The organism is Parabacteroides sp. AM58-2XD, from assembly GCF_003463685.1.
Taxonomy (GTDB): Bacteria; Bacteroidota; Bacteroidia; order Bacteroidales; family Tannerellaceae; genus Parabacteroides; species Parabacteroides segnis.
This window is the reverse complement of sequence record NZ_QSDP01000036.1, coordinates 1-19,323: the sequence shown is the minus strand read 5'-3', so window position 1 is coordinate 19,323 and position 19,323 is coordinate 1. Positions and strand designations below refer to the sequence as shown.

The window sequence follows — 19,323 nt, the reverse complement described above, 5'->3', positions numbered from 1 at the left end:
ATTAGACTTAAAATTTCAACAAATTCAATAACACAAAGAAACATATTCTCTTTTTTACAAAAGAAAACATGCTTCCAATTTAGTATTAAATTATTCTATATGAATAGATTGATACAAAAGTGACAGAAAAGTGATACGATTTTATCAGCCGCCCTGTTCCTGATTGTTTTTCATCTGCACAAATTCAGTGGGAGTGCATCCATAAAAAGCCTTAAAGGAATTGGAGAAGTAAGAGTGACTGTTAAATCCAAGATGTGACGCAATTTCAGAGACATTCATTTCGGATTCTTTCAACAATTTAGCCGCCATCTCGAGGCGTTTGTTACGGATCAGTTCCATCGGTGAAAGTTCGGTGATGGATTTGAGTTTACGATAGAGATTTGCACGACTGATACCGATTTCCGTGCATAATAATTCGACATCCAGCTTTTCATTGGATATGTTTTTCTCGATCACATCAAACAGTTTCTGGGAGAAACGTTCGTCGGCCGACTTCACCTCGATCCCCATCACATCCGGGGAGAAACGTTTTCCATAGAGTTTTTTCAATTGCTCCCTCGAGGCCAGCAGGCTGCGGATACGTGTCTGCAACACGTCCATATTGAACGGTTTCACAATATAATCGTCCGCTCCCGCCTGGAATCCTTCCTTGATATGGACTACCATCGAACGGGCAGTCATCAGAATAACCGGGATATGCCCTACGCGGATGTCATTCTTGATCATCGTACACAGTTCCAGTCCGTCGCGCTTCGGCATCATGATATCGCTGAGTACCAGGTCAGGGAAATCCTGCACTACTTTTTCGTAAGCCCTCACCCCATCGGCTGCTTCAATGACAATATATTCGGCTTCCAGGCTTTTCTTCAGATAATCACGTACATCCTTATCATCCTCAACCAACAGGATTTTATATTTCGGTTGATCTCCTTTTTCCGGTAACGGCAACGAGACCGATATATCCTCCGTATTCGTTATTTCCGCAATTTTATCTATTTCCCTGCTCTCTATCTGTTCTTCAGAGAATGCCGAACGGGATACCGGAAGGATAACGACAAAGCAAGCACCTTTTGTTTCCGTATGATCCACATAAATTACCCCACGATGGAGCTGCACAATCGTATAAACAAGACTCAGACCGATACCTGTCCCCGACAAATTAATACCGGACGTTTCAGGAATCTGATAGAAAGGAGTGAATATCTTATCCGCCTCTCCTTCTTCAATCCCTTTACCGGAATCTTTGACTTTCAGGATTACGTAATGAATGTTTTCATCTTTATACAATCCGTCAGTCTGTTTCGGGTCCAGTTCTTTCAGGGTTACTTCCGACACCTCCATAAGAACAGATTCACCGGAAGCCGTATATTTGAAGGCATTCGACAAGAGGTTAAAGACGACTTTTTCCAAGAGGGATTTATCAAACCAGCCATTGATCGTTTTAGGAGTACAATTCAGGGTGAATTTGACTTCATTGGTCAAAGCAATCTGATTGAACGCATAATAGATTTCTTTGATATATTCGCAGATATCTCCTTCACTTACCTTCAGGTCCATGCTACCCGCCTGGTTCTTATGCAGGTCCATCAGCTGATTGACAAGAAGCAAAAGTTTTTGGGCGTTCTTATAAATAATGGATAGCTTGTCATGCAACTCCGCCGGAATATCCACCCGTTTGACCAGTTCTTCAAACGGAGTGATAATCAGCATTAAAGGTGTACGCAACTCATGAGAGAAGTTTGTGAACAGACGTATCTTCGCCTGATGAAATTCTTCCTGTTTTTGTTTCTCCAGTTGTTTCATTTTCAACCCGGCTTCCAGGTTACGTTTGATATTTACATAATAAAGAATTCCGTAAATAATAGCCGCTAAAGCAATAACATAAAACAGATAAGCATACCAGGTTCTCCACAGAGGCGGCTGCACAACAATAGCCAATGAACGTCCTTCCTCATTCCAGACGCCATCATTATTAGAGGCTTTTACGCGAAAAACATATTTGCCGGGACTCAGGTTGGTATAAAAGGCAGAATTACGTTCTCCTACATAGTTCCAATCCGTATCATATCCTTCCAGTTTATAAGCATACTGATTTTGCGTCGCATAAATATAATTTAAGGCCTGGTAAGTGATTGAAAAGTTATTTTCATTATAAGCCAAACGGATCGTTTCCATGCCGTCCAATACTTTATTCAGGATAGCAGACTCATCACCGACTTTCACCGGATGGTTGTTAACTGATAATTGCTCCAATACCACAGGCGGAATATTATTATTTTTATCCATCGCTTCCACATGAAATGTCACAAAACCGTTGCTTCCGGCAAAACAAAGACTCCCATCCGGCAAGGCGATGCCGCTATGCAATGTAAATTCACGAATATCTATTCCGTTATGACGATGATAATTCCTGACTTCATCTTTCGCCGGATCAAACATGATCAGGCCGTTTACCGTACTCATCCATAACCGTTGATCGCTACTTTCCACCAACGTACAGATATTATTGTCCAGCAAACCTTCCCTGACAGTCATTATCCGTCGGATCGCTTTCGATTCATCCAGTTGAAAAATACCACCTCCGTAGGTTGATACCCATATCTCACCGGATTTAGTCCGGACAATCGCCGATATATAGTTATTGGGAATCCTGTATTTCTCAACAGAAGCCTCATTGGAATATTTTGTCAGCTGTTTTTTATGCGTATCGAAGCGAAGCAATCCCTCGGCCGTACTTCCCAGCAAAAAGACACCGTCTTCTTCTTCCAGGATACAACGTACGTTCGAAAAATAGATCGGTTCATCTACATTATTATAAAAGGTAGTAACCAGGGAATCATTCACAAAACAGGTCAGTCCAAATTCGGTCGATGCGCCACCCACCCATAAAACATCATTATGATCGCGAATGATAGAATAGATGGAATATTCAATCGGATACTGATGATACAAGGAAAATTTTTTGGTTTTGATATTAAACTTGTAGATTTCTCCTTTAGTCGTTCCGCACCAGACATAACCGTCTTCGTAAAAAACGGATTTAATGATATTCGTATTAAATGCGAACCGGACGGAAGGATCGATCAGGTAATAATGTGACTCATTCGTCCGCTTATTATAATTCAATAATCCGTATCCTTCTGTCGCTATCCATAAATCTTCGGGAGATTCATACGTAATAGCTCCGTAAATACCGGTCCTGATATTCAATTCTTCCTGTGGTTTATGAAGAATAAAACGGTTTGTGAACATATTCAGATAATTAACCCCTCCGGCAAATGTACCGACCCACAGCGTTTCGTCCCGGTCTACACAAAAACAATAAACCGAATAATGGCTTAATGACTTATTTATATCGTCGTAACCGGCCACCTTTACGATCCGTTCGGTCGCTTTATCCAAATCAAAAATGCCATCAAAAGTACCGATCAGCAGCTTCCCCTGCCATTCGATTATACAACGCACCGAGTTATTGCTCAATCCGCTGTTTAAATTAGTATATGAGGTCACCTCATTATCACGCAGATTGATTTTATTCAGTCCGCTATTCTTACAACCAACCCATATCTGCTTCTTATCATCTTCATAAATGGAAGTAATATTGTTGTTATTCAATGGCATATTTTTAGATTCACTCGTAAACTGACTGATCAGATTCATCTGATGGTCACATAGGAGCAATCCTTTGTTTCTTGTACCGATCCAAAATCTGCCTGAGCTATCTTCCAGCAAAGTCACTATCATTGCTCTTTCAGTATCATCTTCTATAGGGATATATTCAAAATGGTCTCCCTCCCTATTATAGCGATTCAACCCCTCCCAGGTTCCAACCCACAGACAACCCGAACGGTCGGTGTATACCGTAGAAATACTATTGGCAACCAATCCGTTTGTCTCCAGGTTATAGCGTTTAATCTCATTTGTGTTCAGATCTATCCGGTTCAGTCCATTGCTGGTTCCCACCCAGAGAAAACCTTCCTGATCTTCGGTAATGGAGGTGACGGAGTTATTCGACAGGCTCTGCTCATTTCCGTCTTCCCGATGATAGATTTTATATTCTTTTCCGTTAAAACGGTTCAGTCCGTTCTTGGTTGCAAACCACAAATACCCTCTCGAATCCTGATAAATAGTCATCACAGAGAGTTGGGAAATCCCTTCATTCAGATCTGAATTAAAAGAATACAGATAGTTTGTCTTTTCTGCATGTAGTGTTAATACGGAAAGGATTAGAAATAGTATCGAAAAAGATTTCCTGATCATACTTGTTGCATCTGATTTATGTAGAACAAAAATAGTAAAAGTTTCGATTAGCAAAAATAATCAATAGGAGATTAACAGCCGGTTTGTGTTTAGAAATAATGAACCTACTTTTCCCTTGATGGAAAAGTAGGCAAAAGATCAAGGCTACACCTGCTTCGCTACTCCGCATCCTACGTTCGCTGTCGTCTGTGAACTCGCTACGCTCAAACAGCACAGCCTCCGGACGCTCTCTACGGATGCTTCGTTTAACGCTCATCAGCTGAGGCCTTTCATAGAACGCTTGGCGTTCTCCTGGGATGCCGATACCACCTGTTAAATCCAGAAAGTCTTTGTTCTATAAGTATCGGTATCGGCCATCCTAAGCGGGTGAACGTCCGCTCCGGTGAAGCCGGTTGAGCCTTGATCTTGTTGTACTTTTCTATCAAGAGAAAAGTAACATTCAATTCTGATTCAAATAACCTCCTTATAAATCAGATTTACTGTATTTCCATAAATACAGTCGGTATCCCCTCTGACTTAACGGCTACTATGCTCTTTCCTTTATTCAGATTTACTTTGATGCGAGCCCTGCCGTTATAGGCCTGGACCTTACGACTGCCGGTAGATGTACCCTGATTCTGAATCAATGTTCCATCACCTACCAGTTCAAATTCAAGATATTTCTTTGAATCTAGGCAACGAACGCCTTCCTTATCGTAAAGCAAAGCTCCAACAGCACCGTGTCACCTTCACGAGACACAATATTCAATGTAGCAGAGGCTTCTTCTCCCCATTTTGCCGTCTGATATTCCTGGCTGATCTCATCCGTAATCTTTGTCTTTCCTTTTACGGCCACAGCACGAATCTCGTTCTTTCCTTCTTCATATACACAATTCCAACGCAGTCCGGCCGCCGGATAATCCTGACTGTTGCGTTTCTTCACTCCCTGGCTGACACCGTTCACGAACAACTCCACCTCGTCGCAGTTTGAATAGACAATATTTCTTTGCGATCTCCCTGGTTACCCCAGCGCACCGGCCAGCTATGTCCGTAAATATGTACCATAGGCTCGGTCGTCCAGTATGACTGAAAGACATAATAACTTTCTTTCGGAGTGAAATCACGCTCTATTACCCCTTTCTGATTCACATACGGGACCGGATTTTCGGGACGAACAGGAGTTGAGAAATCCTTGAACGGCCAGTAAGCAGCCCCAGTCAGCCACGGCATTGTTTCCTGCTCTTTCAAATGCCAGTCGATCAGGCGGACAATATAACTTTCCGACCAGTCGCCATCCTTCGATGCACGGGCGGCGCCACCGTATAAGGAAGCATCCCCGGCACGTTCGTCGGCACCATTGCCGGATTCAATACCTTTCAGATTGGCAAATACATTCTCTGAATGACGGCGGGCGTGGCTGTCTCCTCCCCACTCCACATGCAGGAAACGTTTTACCTTCTGCATCTCCTGTTCCGAAACGGATTTATAATCAGTAAATACCCCACGATACCATCCGGCCCAGATAGAAGGAGAATAAACATCCACAATATCACTACAAAACTCACAGCGGCGGATGGCCGTCATACGGGTATCATCCAAGCGATGAGCCAGGTCATGCAATTCCTTCATAAAAGTACGGATAGCCCCTTTATCAAACTCACTGAAATCGTTGGGCCAATCATTTTCGTTACCCAGACCCCAGATAATAACGGCCGGGTGATTATGATGCTGATCGATCATATTAGCTAGCATACGACGGGCCTGTTCCTTATATACCGGACCTCCCAGACCTCCGCGGCACCAGGGGATTTCTTCCCAGACAAGGATACCCAAAGAATCACAAAGTTGGAGGATAATATCTGATTGCTGGTAATGTCCGAGACGGATAAAGTTCACACCCATATCCTTCATCAGCTGCATTTCCGTACGCATCATATCTTCAGTCATTGCCTGGCTACTCCGGCATGATCTTCATGGCGGTGCGTTCCCTGAAGCAAAAGACGCCGGCCATTCAGGAAGAACGGGCCTTTTTCCTGAAATTCAAATTGACGGAAACCGAAGCGTTCTTCCGCTGTCAATGTCTGTCCGTCGGTATTTATAGTCAATTCGCAAGTATAAAGGTTGGGAGAATCCACGTCCCACAAGACGGGGTTTTTCACTTTTACTTCCGTCAGGAATTGATTGCCAAGAGGCTGAACATTTTCTATCGTTTGAGTAAATATCTGTTTGCGATTTGCATCATATACAGAGACAGTCACATCCGCCTTTCGTATATCTGCCGGATTATAGAAAGAGGCTTTGACTTTTACAGAACCTTCTTTCCGATTTGCCGAAAGTTCCGGTTCCAGGCGAATCTGTTCAAAAGAGGCTTTCGGAAGATAAACCAGGTTCAGGTAACGATACAGACCTCCGTAGAGATTAAAATCAGACAAATCGGACGGGATCATTTCCAGATCGCGCGAGTTATCGCAACGGATAGACAGAGGTACTTTTCCTTTGAAACGCTTCACCTGCTTATCATCCGCCATAAATGACTTCACGGCTTCCGTAATATCGACACTCCAACCGTCGTAACCACCGGTATGTTCTCCGACTAATGTGGTATAAACATATACTTTTGTCTTCTGTCCCGCTCCTTCAAAATCCAATATGATACGGCCATCCGCATAGGGATTATCAATTTTCAGCAGTGTTTTATACCAACCCGGTCCCTGATAATAATTCACATCGGGATCTACGGCATCTTCCGCATTGAAACAATGGGGAAGAGTGACTTTTTGCCAGACAGGAACCGTCTCCGGACTTCCCTGTGAAGCAGGGCGCACGGCTTCCCAGATTCCGCCCAGATCACCTTTCAGATATTCCCAGTTATCCGTTAATCGTATTTTTTGTTTAGAAGGTACTTTCCCTGCCATCGAAAAGCAACAAAACAGGAAAAGACAGGAAAAAAGAATGTTTCTCATTATTTATTCGTTTTATATTAGTTAACCATTATCAATAAAGATATACCAATGCAAAGATTGGTTAGTTCAGAATTTATCAAATATGAGTGTTTGTTTATAGCAACTGGTTGTACCTGGCTCCCCTCTCGAGAGGGGGAAGGGGGTGTGTCATATCCCCGCCATACAACCACCATAATCAGAGTCACTTGACTATTACAGGTTCATTTGCCGTTTGCTTCAGCTAACGGTTTACAAGTTGTTTCTCTCTTTTGGCTTCAGCCACATTTCTCCTAGATAGAAAACTGTAAGAAATGGGACTAAAGTCCAATGAGATAGACCACTTACTAATCCGTCAGCTGAAGCAGACGACAAATAAACCTGTTACAAGGCTTGTTTTATTGACTGGCTTTAACACACCCCCTACCCCCTCTCAAGAGGGGAGACAGTTACAACCAGTCAATAAACAGATGATTCAATTTTTTCTAAATTCACAATATCGCTGTTCCTTCCTTCTCCAGTTTCTGTTTCCGGAGGAGGGCTTCCAGATAATAATAATCAGCATATACAATCGGGACATCCACCTCCACATTGTGCATTTTAGTACCTGTGCTATGCAATAGCAAGAAGCCTCTGTCTTTGCCGGCTGCCGCACGGTAGTTTGCTGACAGATTCTCAAGGATTGTATTTGCTTTTGTAACATAATCCTGGCGTTTAGCCGGATCATACATGCTTAACTCATATAAAGCGGAAGCTGTAACAGTTGCAGCAGAAGCATCGCGAGGCTCATTGGGTATTCCCGGAGCATTGAAATCCCAATAGGGAACAAGGTCTTCGGGCAATGTCGGACTGGAAAAGATATAATTTTCTATATGCTTCGCCTGTTCCAAAAACTCAGGCAAACCCGTTTCACGGTAACACACGGTATATCCGTAAAGTCCCCAAGCCTGTCCGCGCGACCAGGCCGATTCATGTGCATATCCCTGATGCGTATGTTTATGCAGCACTGCTCCGGTAATCGTATCATAGTCAACCACATGGTAAGAACTGTAATCATCGCGGAAATGATTCTTCATTGTCGTACGGGCATGATTTACAGCTACATTATAAAACAAAGAATCACCACTTGTCCTGAACGCCCAGAAAAGAAGTTCCAGGTTCATCATATTATCGATAATAACCGGACAATCCCATTTATCCCGGCTATGGTCCCATGAACGGATTATCCCCGCACCCTCTTTATAACGGGTAGTCAAGGTATAAGCAGCCTGTAACAGAACATCCTTATAAGCCGCATCCCCCGTCAGCCGGTAACCGTTTCCGAAACTGCAATAGACTTTAAAGCCCATATCATGCGTTCCGCCGTTCATTTTCTCACGTTCGATCAAGGCTGTTTGCTGCTGCGCCTTTTCTTTCCAGAAATCGTCCTTGGTATATTCATACATGTACCAAAGTTCACCCGGGAAAAATCCACTCGTCCAGTCGCGGGAAATAACCATATGCAACGTACCATCCGGTTCGACATTACGCGGACTGGCCAACGGGCCCAGATTTTGTTTATCACGTAATTCCTGCTTTTGTCTCGGTTCCGCACAACGGGCAGCATCCATCTCGACAAAAGCCTGTTTGAATTGTGTTCCGGCAAAAGCAAAGTTCTCCTGAACCAGATCGGGTTTCTCGATTCCGCAGGAAGCCATAGCAGCCAGTAACAGAAAAATAGGAGTTTTGAATTTCATATTCTTTCAACTAAATAAGATAAATCAATAATAACTAAAACAGAATAATCACAGCCACAACAGCGGATGACGAAGAGGAAAATTCCGTATCACCTCATCATTCTCCGGAAAATGTTCCAACTCCGACCAAAGGGAGAAATAATTTTCATCAGGCGTATCGCAGACGCTGAATAGCAAAGCTGTATGCGCCACCGGCCATTCATCCCAATACATCACATCTTTTTCAAACGGCCACGCAGACTTATCCTTTATATAGGGGTACAGCCAGGCCACCCCTTTCTGCATATTCCGTCCGTCTTCCGTTGTATATTGCCAGAGATTATTTGTATCATCGGAAAGGATATGGCACACTGTTGCCATAGCATCCAGATTGAAAAGGGAATATCCGTACGGTTTGGTTCTCGCCAATTCCAACGGAAAACTACCATCCGTATCCATCTGTCCCGGTAACAGAACTGTTTGATAACGTTCGCGGCAGAAGTCCAGCACCTCTCTATTCCCGGTATACTTTGCAAACTGGGCCGCCTGCATCACCCAGCAGGTACCATGGTTGTTTTTGGCATTCATCTCATCCTTTCCGTAAGGATGGTTCGTCAGCCAGTATAAATAGTTGGAAAACCAGTCTTTGGTAGCAACGGCATCTTCACAGGAAAGCAAACCGGCCTGTTCCATTACGATCAGTGACTGCACGACTTCCAACAGATGAATAGTATCGATTATTCCTATTCCACGGCCCGTAACAATTCCTTTTATTGCCTGGGCGTATTGAAGATCGGGATTCATCCGTGTCTCCGGATCAATGAACCAGGCACGGATATGTTTTAATGCCTGTACAATATATTTCTCATCTTTCGTCACGATCCAGGCAGAAGTCAAGTCTCCTACAATCGAACTGAAACGGATCATTGCATGGCGATGAGCAACAAAGTTCTCCGGATTCGTTTCCCCGTCACGCCGGATATAGCACTGTCCGGATTAACCGGATCAGGCCACCAGTAATCACCTTCCGAATAAAAATCGTGTACCCCTCCGGCACTTCTCTCAGCGACAAAAGAAGTAATGGTGACAGGTTTTTGTGTTAAAGCCAGGTCTCCCCGGGTTATAATTTCCGTATGTAACAAATCTGATACCCGCTTTTGCAACCGCGTTCCGTCAGAACAACGGCAGCATACAAGTATTGTTGCAGAAATTAATAATAACAATTTTAGATTCATGGCATAGACAGATTATTTTCTGTCCAAAATTACGCCAAGCATCTCTTTCCGGTTTTTAATATTATCGCAAAAGCTTGCAGATTTATTACAAAAATGACATTTGATGAGATAATTATACAATACCGACAGATAATCGCATTCTAAATTTAAAATATTCCGTTCTATCCGTTATCTAGTATAAAAACGCATATTCATATGTATTCTCTTCTGCCGAATCACTGGATTTTTCACGTACAACCATACGAGTAATATAATCACCGGTAGTTGTAAAATGATATGTATAATTCACAGTCGTATCATCCTGACCGGAAATATTGTAGTAATAAGCAGATTCCGGCAAGTTCTTACTCTGATTACCATAAAATAGATTGAGCGGTGATAAGGCATCAAAACCGACCGGATTAAAAGAAGGTATTACACGCCATGGGAAATTACGTGGAGCTAAAGCCGTACTATATGTATATTCTATTCTTTTCTTATCCTGAGTAAATAAGGTAATATTGCCATTTTCCCAGGTATAAGCCTCTTCTTTATCGAATGTCTCCGATTTATAGCCGCTGCCATCTTCTACCGGCCAGTTCATTATTCGTGCTGCACTAACCAAACTAGCACCATTATATTTATAATTATATTCATCACTTGTATAGACCTCTTTATTCAAAGGGTTATCCTTCATAATAGATTTCCGTACAATGACATTTCCGCTCATAAGATACTCAATCCGCTCAATATCATCGCTGGGATTGACCATCGTTATCTTATTATCCACATATATAAACGGAACATTTTTACCTTTGACAAAATCCAATGAAGCAATCTTTCCTTCATTGGTGTATTTTACATTAACGAAAAAAACCACATCCGTCCCGTTCTTTGTACAAACGATTTGAGACAGTTTATCCAACTCCGGAACAACGGGCTTATCATCATCACCACACGATAACAACCCAATAGCCATTACCACTAATAAGAATACATACTTTTTCATCTCTTCCACATTTACTATTCAACCTCACAAAAGTAAAACATTTGGCAAAATAAAGGCAGATGTAACCAATTTTAAGTAATCTCTACATTTTAATAACATGGATTCACTCCCCTTTTATCAGCTGCTGTATCTTATTTTTATCGCCCACTACCCAGACCAGGTCGTCCGGTTCGAACACCGTATCGTTATCCGGCGTCATCAGCGAATCCCCGTTACGTTCGATCGCAACAATCAGGCAGTTGTACCGCCGGCCTACGTTCGACTGCATGATACTTTGTCCGAGGAACGGAAAACTGTCATCGACAACAAACGAATTGACCGTAACCTCTTTCGGCTGCCCGACCGAACAATCGGAACCGTTCTCCTGATCTTCCAGCTTAGCCTGAAAGGCTTTTAACTGTTCGTCGGTTCCTACCACAACCACCTTATCCTGCGGATAAATATGATCGGAACCACCGGGGATATAGATTTTATGATCACCACGGATGATCTCTACGATACTTACTCCAAACTCCTTCCTAAGCGGCAAATCCGACAGCGCTTTCCCTGCATAGGGAGAACAAGGGGAAACCGGAACTACGGCCAGGTGTATATCTTTATCACTTAACTGATTATTAAAACTCGCCTTCAACGGATTACGTTTCCGGTCGACCTCTTCCCTACGGTTCAGGTTAGTAAGGAAATGGGCTTCCAGCCTAGAATACTGGTTCAGGTCGCGGCGGAACAGAATAACAAGGATCAGGACTCCCACTGCAATAATAGCTCCGATGCCATATTGCACATGATAATATTTGATCAATACGATTGAAACAAACAAAATGGCGACGAATACCCTGAACAACACTAACGCCACCAGTTTCCCATGATTATATTTATTATCCTTCCACAGGCTCATAAACAACTCAGGCGAATTATTCTTGTTCGCCACCAATCCGGCCAGAAACGGTACCATCAGGAGAAGCGTCAGTACACTCATAATAATATTTCCCCACATCTCCATCGCCGGAAATTTTTCTACCAGCAACGGATAAATAACCTGGGTAGACAGCAACAAAATAGCCGTCAGCAACACCGAATGAATCAATATCTTTCCTACATAAATCTTTAATAGCTTACGCCAGTCGCTTTCATGGTTGATCGTTTTCGTTCCGGAAGAATAGCGGTCCAGAAAATCGCGCGTCTTATCCGGCAACACCTTGTACAGCCACTCAGCAAACGGTCCCGACAAACGGATAAAATAAGGAGTTGTAAAAGTCGTTATCACCGACACGGCAACGATAATCGGATAGACATACTCGTCGAGTACCTTCAACGACACCCCTAAAGCCGCAATGATAAAGGCAAATTCTCCGATCTGAGCCAGACTGAAACCCGACTGAATTGATGTTTTCAGCGGTTGTCCGGACAGAAGTACTCCGAAAGACGAAAAGAAAGCCTTCCCCACGATCGTCACCAACGTGATCAGAATGACAGGCCATGCATATTGCACCAGGACAGCCGGATCGACCAGCATGCCCACCGACACGAAAAAGATGGCGCCAAACAAATCCTTGACAGGCTTGATAATATGTTCGATGCGCTCCGCCTCTATCGTTTCGGCGAGGATAGACCCCATGATAAAAGCCCCCAAAGCAGCCGAGAAACCCGTTTTCGTCGCTACCACCACCATTCCCAGACACAGGCCCAATGCAATAACCAGCAACGTTTCATCATTCATCAGCTTCTTCACCTTTTTCAGGAAAGCCGGAATAATAAATATACCTACCAGAAACCAGAGAATCAGGAAAAAGGCGACCTTCAGGATACTACCGATCATTTCCTCCCCGGCAAACTCCTGGCTCACCGCCATCGTTGAAAGCAAGACCATCATAATAATGGCAACCAGGTCCTCGACGACCAATGTCCCGAACACAATCCCCGTAAACCGCTGGCTTCGCAAGCCAAGGTCATCAAAAGCCTTTATAATGATCGTTGTCGACGACATCGACAGCATCCCGCCCAGAAATATGGAATTCATCGTAGACCATCCCAGCAGATGCCCGACCAGATAACCAACGATCAGCATCGTTATCACCTCGGTCATCGCTGTAATAAAAGCGGTAGAACCGACATTCATCAACTTTTTGAAACTAAACTCAAGTCCCAGGGCAAACAGCAGGAAGACGACTCCCATCTCCGCCCACAAATTAATATTTTCAACGTCTACAACCGTAGGAAAAATCTGTACATAAGGCCCGGCCAGTAAACCGGCGACGATATACCCCAGCACCAGGGGTTGTTTCAGCCATTTAAATAATAAAGTAATTATCCCTGCGGATATAAGAATCAATGCAAGATCGGAAATCAAATCAGGTAAATGCGACATACACTATATTATTGATTAATCTGTTAGCTAACAAAAATAACATTTTTCCGTATTTTATCAAGTACAGCCAATGCTTTTTTCTAACTTTGCTAGAAATAAATAAAAACATCTATCTATTTACTTAAATCTGTTAGTATATGAAAAACAAGATTATTCTCTTTCTTGTTCTGTGTTTCTGTTTTAATTTAGCAGGATTCGCGCAAAGTACCGTTCATGAATCGGTCAAGTTCCAAAGTAAAAAGTTAGGAAAAGAGGTCTCCTACTCGATCTATCTCCCGGACGGATACAACAGCTCCGAACGTTATTATCCGGTGCTTTACCTGCTGCACGGTTATACCGATGATGAAACCATGTGGATACAAACCGGGCAGATGCAGGAAATTACCGACCGCGCCATCTGTAGCGACCAGGCCGTGCCTATGATCGTTGTCATGCCGGATGCCTGGGATACCTGGTATATCAACCAATACGATGGGAAGGTACCCTACGAAGACATGTTTTTTGAAGAGTTGATTCCCCATATCGAAAAGACCTACCGCGCCCGCAGTAACAAAGAGTTCCGTGCCATCGCCGGACTGTCGATGGGAGGTTACGGTTCGTTCCTTTACACCCTGCATCATCCGGATATGTTTTCCGCCTGTGCCCCGCTTAGCGCCGCTATTTTCGACGACAGCGTGATGGAACGCCGCCAGGCCGAATCCCACAAAGACCTCTTCGCCCGCCTGTTCGGTCCCGGACTGGATTACTGGCACAAAAACAGCGTCTTAAAAATGCTTTCCGAACTGGATAAAAAGGATCTGCCCCGCATCCGTTATTACATCGACTGCGGAGACCAGGACGGTCTGCTGGATGGTAATTTCCAGGCCCATAAGATCATGCGGGAGAAAGGGATAAAGCATGAATTTCGTGTCAGAGGCGGCGGACATACCTGGTTATACTGGCGTACGGCATTACCCAACGTCCTGGAATTTGTCAGCGGAGCATTCCGGAGGGATCAATAGTAATCAGTACCAAGATACCCCCAGAACATACCGGTGCGCCCCACTATGCACAACAATTACATACTCACATTCTTGCGCCTGAAGGCACGCTACTGCTTTATCTGTGTCATCTGTGGACCATATAGAAACTTGATACATTAAGTTCAATTATTTCTAAATTGGCATATTGGCTCATTTTTTCTATAATGGAACTATTGCCCATCAACTCATTATTTCTTATACCAAACCGGACCCGGCTGATTTCCCATTTCAAACTCAAGCGTTGCGCCGCTCATGATCTGGTCGTGGGTGATATAGCTCTTGTCGTAAGGCTGGCCATTCAGTTTGACTGACTGGATATAGATATTCTCCGCATTTACTCCCGGAGCTAAAATCTTGAATACTTTACCATCCGCCAAATGCATTTTTACTTCCGGGAACAAAGGTGTTCCTATCTCATACTGTCCGCCTACCGGATCGACAGGATAAAATCCCATCGCACTGAAAACGAACCAGGCCGACATCTGTCCACAATCTTCATTACCACAGATACCATCCGGCGCATTCAGATACAAATCATGCAAAACCTGAGCCACATACTTCTGCGTCTTCCAGGGTTGTCCCACCTTATTATACAGATAAATAACATGATGGCTCGGTTCGTTACCATGCGCATATTGTCCGATCATACCTGTACTGAAAATTGGCAGGTCTTCTTTCGCATCCGGAGCATACGTAAACATGCTATCCAGCTTTTCCGTGAAACGCTCCTTGCTGCCCAGCAAACCGATCAAGCCGTCCAGATCCTGCGGAACATACCAGAAATACTGCCATGCATTACTTTCGCAGATATCTTCCGTATAATCTTTCGCATTGAACGGAGTTACGAAATTACCCTTTTCATCACGCGGCTGCATAAAGGTCGTTTCAGGATTATAGACATTGCGATAGTTCTGTGAACGTTTATAGAATTCATCCGCAATCGCTTTCTTTCCCATCTTTTCCGCCATACGGGCAATGCAATAGTCATCGTAAGCATATTCCATTGTTTTGGACAACGACCAGTTTCCCATTTTTCCGGATCACTGTTAGCCGGTACATATCCCAACTTCTTATACTCCCCGATACCCCGGTAATCATCCCGGTTAGCCGTAGCAACACATGCCTGTAAAGCCAGTTCCGGATTAAAAGTACTGATACCTTTCAGGTAAGCATCCACAATCACAGGAACAGCGTGATAACCGATCATCATATTCGTTTCATGCCCATACAGGTTCCACAAAGGAAGGGCGCCATTCTGTTCGTAGAATTTCAGGAAACCCTGAATCATATCGTTCACACGTTTCGGGTCCGTATAAGTGTACAACGGATGGGCTGCCCGGTAAGTATCCCACAAAGAGAAGGTCGAATAATTATTCCAACCGTCAGCCTTATGTATCTGATTATCCGGACCATAATACGAGCCGTCCACATCACTGAAAATAGTCGGGGCGATCATCGTATGATACATGGCGGTATAGAACTTAACCAGGTCATCTGTATTATTGCCGTTCACTTCGATCTTCGACAATTCTTTGTTCCAGCGGGCAACAGCCTCCGTATGATAACGGTCAAAATCGTTGACCGGCACTTCTGCCTGAAGGTTCTTTGCCGCACCTTCCATGCTCACACCCGAAATAGCCGTATTCACCAGAATCTCTTCGTCCTTTTCCGTATTAAAATCGAAACGGGCGACATAGGCTGTACCGATACGGCCTTTATCCTTCGTCACAATCGCCGTTGTATCCATATGGTAAGCAACAAACGGTTTGGAGAAACGGGTCTGGAAATAGACATGCTGGTCGGGCGACCATCCCTGTGAAAAACGGTAACCGCGGATAGTAACGGAATCGACCACCTCGATATAAGAATCAAGCGTAAAATCCCAGTTCATCGCTTTCTTCAGATTCAGGAAAACGGAGGCTTCCGCCTTCGGGAACGTATAACGCTGGATACCGCAGCGTTCGGTAGCCGTCAATTCGACATTAATATTATAGTCTTTCAGCAACACCCGGTAATAACCGGCCGAAGCAGCCTCGTCATTATGTGAAAAAGTGGAATAAATACCCAGCGGTGCTTCAGCCTCTTTATACGGACGGGTCACCGGCATAAAGGAAATATCATATAAATCTCCTGCCCCGGTACCGGAAAGATGCGTATGGCTGAAACCGGCAATCGTCGTATCCGGATAAAAATAGCCTGAGATACGGTCCCATCCGGGCAACCCGTTATCAGGACTTAACTGCACCATACCGAAAGGAGCCTGTGCTCCCGGGTAAGTATTCCCGGTAAAATCAGTACCGATCATAGGATTAACATACTGCGCATAATCCGCCTCCTGTTGTTTCTCCGGCGTGCAGGCCATCAAAGCCAGCAAGGAGACCGCCAATAAAGTGATGTGCCTCATTTGTTTATAAATTGTTTAAGTCTTGACAAATATACAAAAAGAGACGTAACATTTAAACAATGTACGTCTCTTTCTATAACTAAATTCCAATGTCTATGGTTTATTAACCTTCATTTTCTTCTTCGTCCTCTTCATCCGGTTCTTCTACCGGCGGTTTTCTTACAAAGAATGCACTTAATTCGTACAAACCGTAAAGCGGGAAGAACACGACACTCAGTGTAAACGGATCGCTACTTGGTGTTATAAATGCTGCGGCAACAAGCAATCCCACAATGGCATGGCGCCTGTACTTATGGAAAAATCCTCTGTGCAGCAATCCCAGCTTCGACAACAACCACGATACCAACGGCATTTCGAAAACAATCCCCATCACAAAGATCAGCATCAGGAAGTTATCCATATACGAATCCAGGGAAACCTGTTCGGTTATATTAGCACTCAGTTGATACGTTGCCAAAAATCGAAGAGTCATCGGAAACACCATAAAATAACCTACGGCACATCCCAGGAAAAACATAATCGTTCCGAAAAAGAATACCCAGCGGATATTTTTCTTTTCGTTCTCATACAAAGCCGGACTGATAAATCTCCATACCTCATACATCAGATAAGGGAAAGTCAATACAAGGGCCAGCCAGAATGAGGTAGTCATATGAGTAAAGAACTGAGATGCCAGCTTGATATTTACTATATCTACATGAAAAGTATCATTGCAGAAATCAGGTAAAACATCAAACCACGGACTAATATCAATAAGCCACTTGTTCAGTTCACACAACCAACGATAAAGAATAAAATCAGCATAGCAGGGAGCCATAATAACGTGATCGAAAAGATCACGCATAAAAGCAAAACTACCGATAGCAAAAACAAAGAGCGCCAGAATAGAACGGAATAAAGTCCAACGAAGTTCTTCCAGGTGGTCCCAGAAGGACATTTCATCTTGTTCCAATTCTTCCATTTCGTCTACTTCTTATCGTTGTCGTCCAGCTTAATGTCGTCTTCTAATCCTTTTACACCGTCTTTAAAGTTCTTCACACCTTTACCGATACCTTTCATCAGTTCAGGGATTTTCTTTCCACCGAAAAGCAACAACACAACAATAGCGATGATAACGATTTCGCCTGTACCTAAATTTCCTAAAAATAGTAATTCGTTCATGATATTATAAATATTAGTCGTTAATATTCTCCTTTTAATAGGGGCAAAGATACTATTTGTAACGAATAGTCACTCCATTATTCTAAATTTATTACCTTTGCACCGTCTTAAAAAACTGAAATTAGAAAAAGATTAGAAAGATGAAAGCTTATGTATTTCCCGGTCAGGGTGCACAGTTTGTCGGAATGGGAAAAGACCTTTACGATAACAATCCCCTTGCAAAAGAGATGTTTGAGAAAGCAAACGAAATTCTCGGTTTCCGCATTACAGATCTGATGTTCGCAGGAACAGACGAAGATCTGAGACAAACCAAGGTTACACAGCCTGCCATATTCTTACACTCGGTTATCCTCGCTAAAACTTTAGGCGACCAGTTCAAACCGGATATGACAGCCGGGCACTCCCTGGGTGAGTTCTCTGCACTTGTTGCAGCCGGAGCACTATCTTTTGAAGATGGTCTGGTATTGGTTTCCAAACGTGCCATGGCTATGCAGAAAGCTTGCGAAGCCACTCCTTCTACGATGGCTGCCGTACTGGCTTTGCCGGATGCAACAGTTGAAGAAATCTGCGCAAGTATTACAGACGAAGTAGTTGTTTGTGCAAACTACAACTGTCCGGGTCAGCTGGTTATCTCCGGTTCAATCCCCGGTATCGACGTTGCCTGCGAAAAGATGCTGGCTGCCGGTGCAAAACGTGCATTGAAGTTGAAGGTGGGCGGTGCATTCCACTCTCCGTTGATGGAGCCGGCCCGTGCCGAACTGGCTGCCGCTATCGAAGCGACTCCGATCCACAAACCTTCTTGCCCTGTTTACCAGAATGTAAGCACAAAAGGTGAAACCGATCCTGAAACCATCAAGGCCAACCTGATCGCCCAGCTGACAGCTCCGGTTCGTTGGACTCAAAGCGTTCAGAACATGATCGCCGACGGTGCCGACCATTTCATCGAATTAGGACCGGGTGCCGTACTGCAAGGATTAGTCAAGAAAATCAATAAAGAAATGACTACGGAAGGTATGCAATAAGCTACAAATCCATGTATATAAAAAAGGTTGGCAAAAGAATATTGCCAACCTTTTTTTATTCTTAAATATGACTTCTACGATATACTTAATAATTCAATATTTATCAAAAGTGAATGTTACTTTTCTCTTGATAAGAAAGGTAACCGATCAAGGCTCAACCGGCTTCACTGCTTCGGTGAAAGACTCCACTCGAAAATCCGAAACTCGCTACGCTCAAACAACGGATTTTCTTT

The 19,323-nt window shown here is 43.7% G+C and carries 8 protein-coding genes and 3 pseudogenes; 2 read left to right on the top strand and 9 right to left on the bottom strand.

Annotated features, from left to right (window positions below):
• Positions 1–144: 144 nt before the first annotated feature.
• The 6 genes and pseudogenes from DXA15_RS10690 to DXA15_RS10665 form a co-directional block, all read right to left on the bottom strand.
• The gene (locus DXA15_RS10690) at positions 145–4,260 is read right to left on the bottom strand and encodes a hybrid sensor histidine kinase/response regulator transcription factor (RefSeq protein ID WP_128134008.1); all 4,116 of its coding nucleotides are present in this window, start codon (positions 4,258–4,260) and stop codon (positions 145–147) included.
• A gap of 476 nt (positions 4,261–4,736) precedes the next feature.
• Positions 4,737–7,202: pseudogene (locus DXA15_RS10685) on the bottom strand (glycoside hydrolase family 2 TIM barrel-domain containing protein).
• A 467-nt stretch (positions 7,203–7,669) separates the two neighbouring features.
• Complete coding sequence (locus DXA15_RS10680) at positions 7,670–8,914, bottom strand: glycoside hydrolase family 88 protein (RefSeq protein WP_128134007.1); 1,245 nt, start codon at positions 8,912–8,914, stop codon at positions 7,670–7,672.
• Between the two features lie 48 nt (positions 8,915–8,962).
• A pseudogene (locus DXA15_RS10675) lies at positions 8,963–10,128 on the bottom strand (alginate lyase family protein).
• 172 nt (positions 10,129–10,300) lie between these two features.
• Positions 10,301–11,116, bottom strand: coding sequence for a DUF5032 domain-containing protein (locus tag DXA15_RS10670; protein WP_128134006.1), 816 nt, complete (start codon positions 11,114–11,116; stop codon positions 10,301–10,303).
• 103 nt (positions 11,117–11,219) lie between these two features.
• Entirely contained in the window at positions 11,220–13,481 is a 2,262-nt protein-coding gene (locus DXA15_RS10665) for a cation:proton antiporter (protein WP_128134005.1), read from the bottom strand.
• Positions 13,482–13,618: 137 nt separating this feature from the next.
• On the opposite strand from DXA15_RS10665, the gene DXA15_RS10660 reads away from it, so the two are divergent.
• Positions 13,619–14,482, top strand: a complete 864-nt coding sequence (locus tag DXA15_RS10660; RefSeq protein WP_128134004.1) for an esterase family protein — start codon at positions 13,619–13,621, stop codon at positions 14,480–14,482.
• Positions 14,483–14,691: 209 nt separating this feature from the next.
• On the opposite strand, the pseudogene DXA15_RS10655 reads toward DXA15_RS10660, so the two are convergent.
• From DXA15_RS10655 to DXA15_RS10645, 3 genes and pseudogenes are all read right to left on the bottom strand, one after another.
• Positions 14,692–16,907, bottom strand: a pseudogene (locus tag DXA15_RS10655) (GH92 family glycosyl hydrolase).
• 103 nt (positions 16,908–17,010) lie between these two features.
• Positions 17,011–17,868: a twin-arginine translocase subunit TatC gene (gene tatC, locus DXA15_RS10650; protein ID WP_128134003.1), complete on the bottom strand. Its 858-nt coding sequence runs from the start codon at positions 17,866–17,868 to the stop codon at positions 17,011–17,013.
• A 5-nt stretch (positions 17,869–17,873) separates the two neighbouring features.
• Positions 17,874–18,068, bottom strand: coding sequence for a twin-arginine translocase TatA/TatE family subunit (locus tag DXA15_RS10645; RefSeq protein ID WP_007652767.1), 195 nt, complete (start codon positions 18,066–18,068; stop codon positions 17,874–17,876).
• Between the two features lie 140 nt (positions 18,069–18,208).
• Between DXA15_RS10645 and fabD the strand changes: the two genes are divergently transcribed.
• Positions 18,209–19,090, top strand: coding sequence for an ACP S-malonyltransferase (fabD, locus tag DXA15_RS10640; protein ID WP_128134002.1), 882 nt, complete (start codon positions 18,209–18,211; stop codon positions 19,088–19,090).
• The last annotated feature ends 233 nt before the right edge of the window (positions 19,091–19,323 follow it).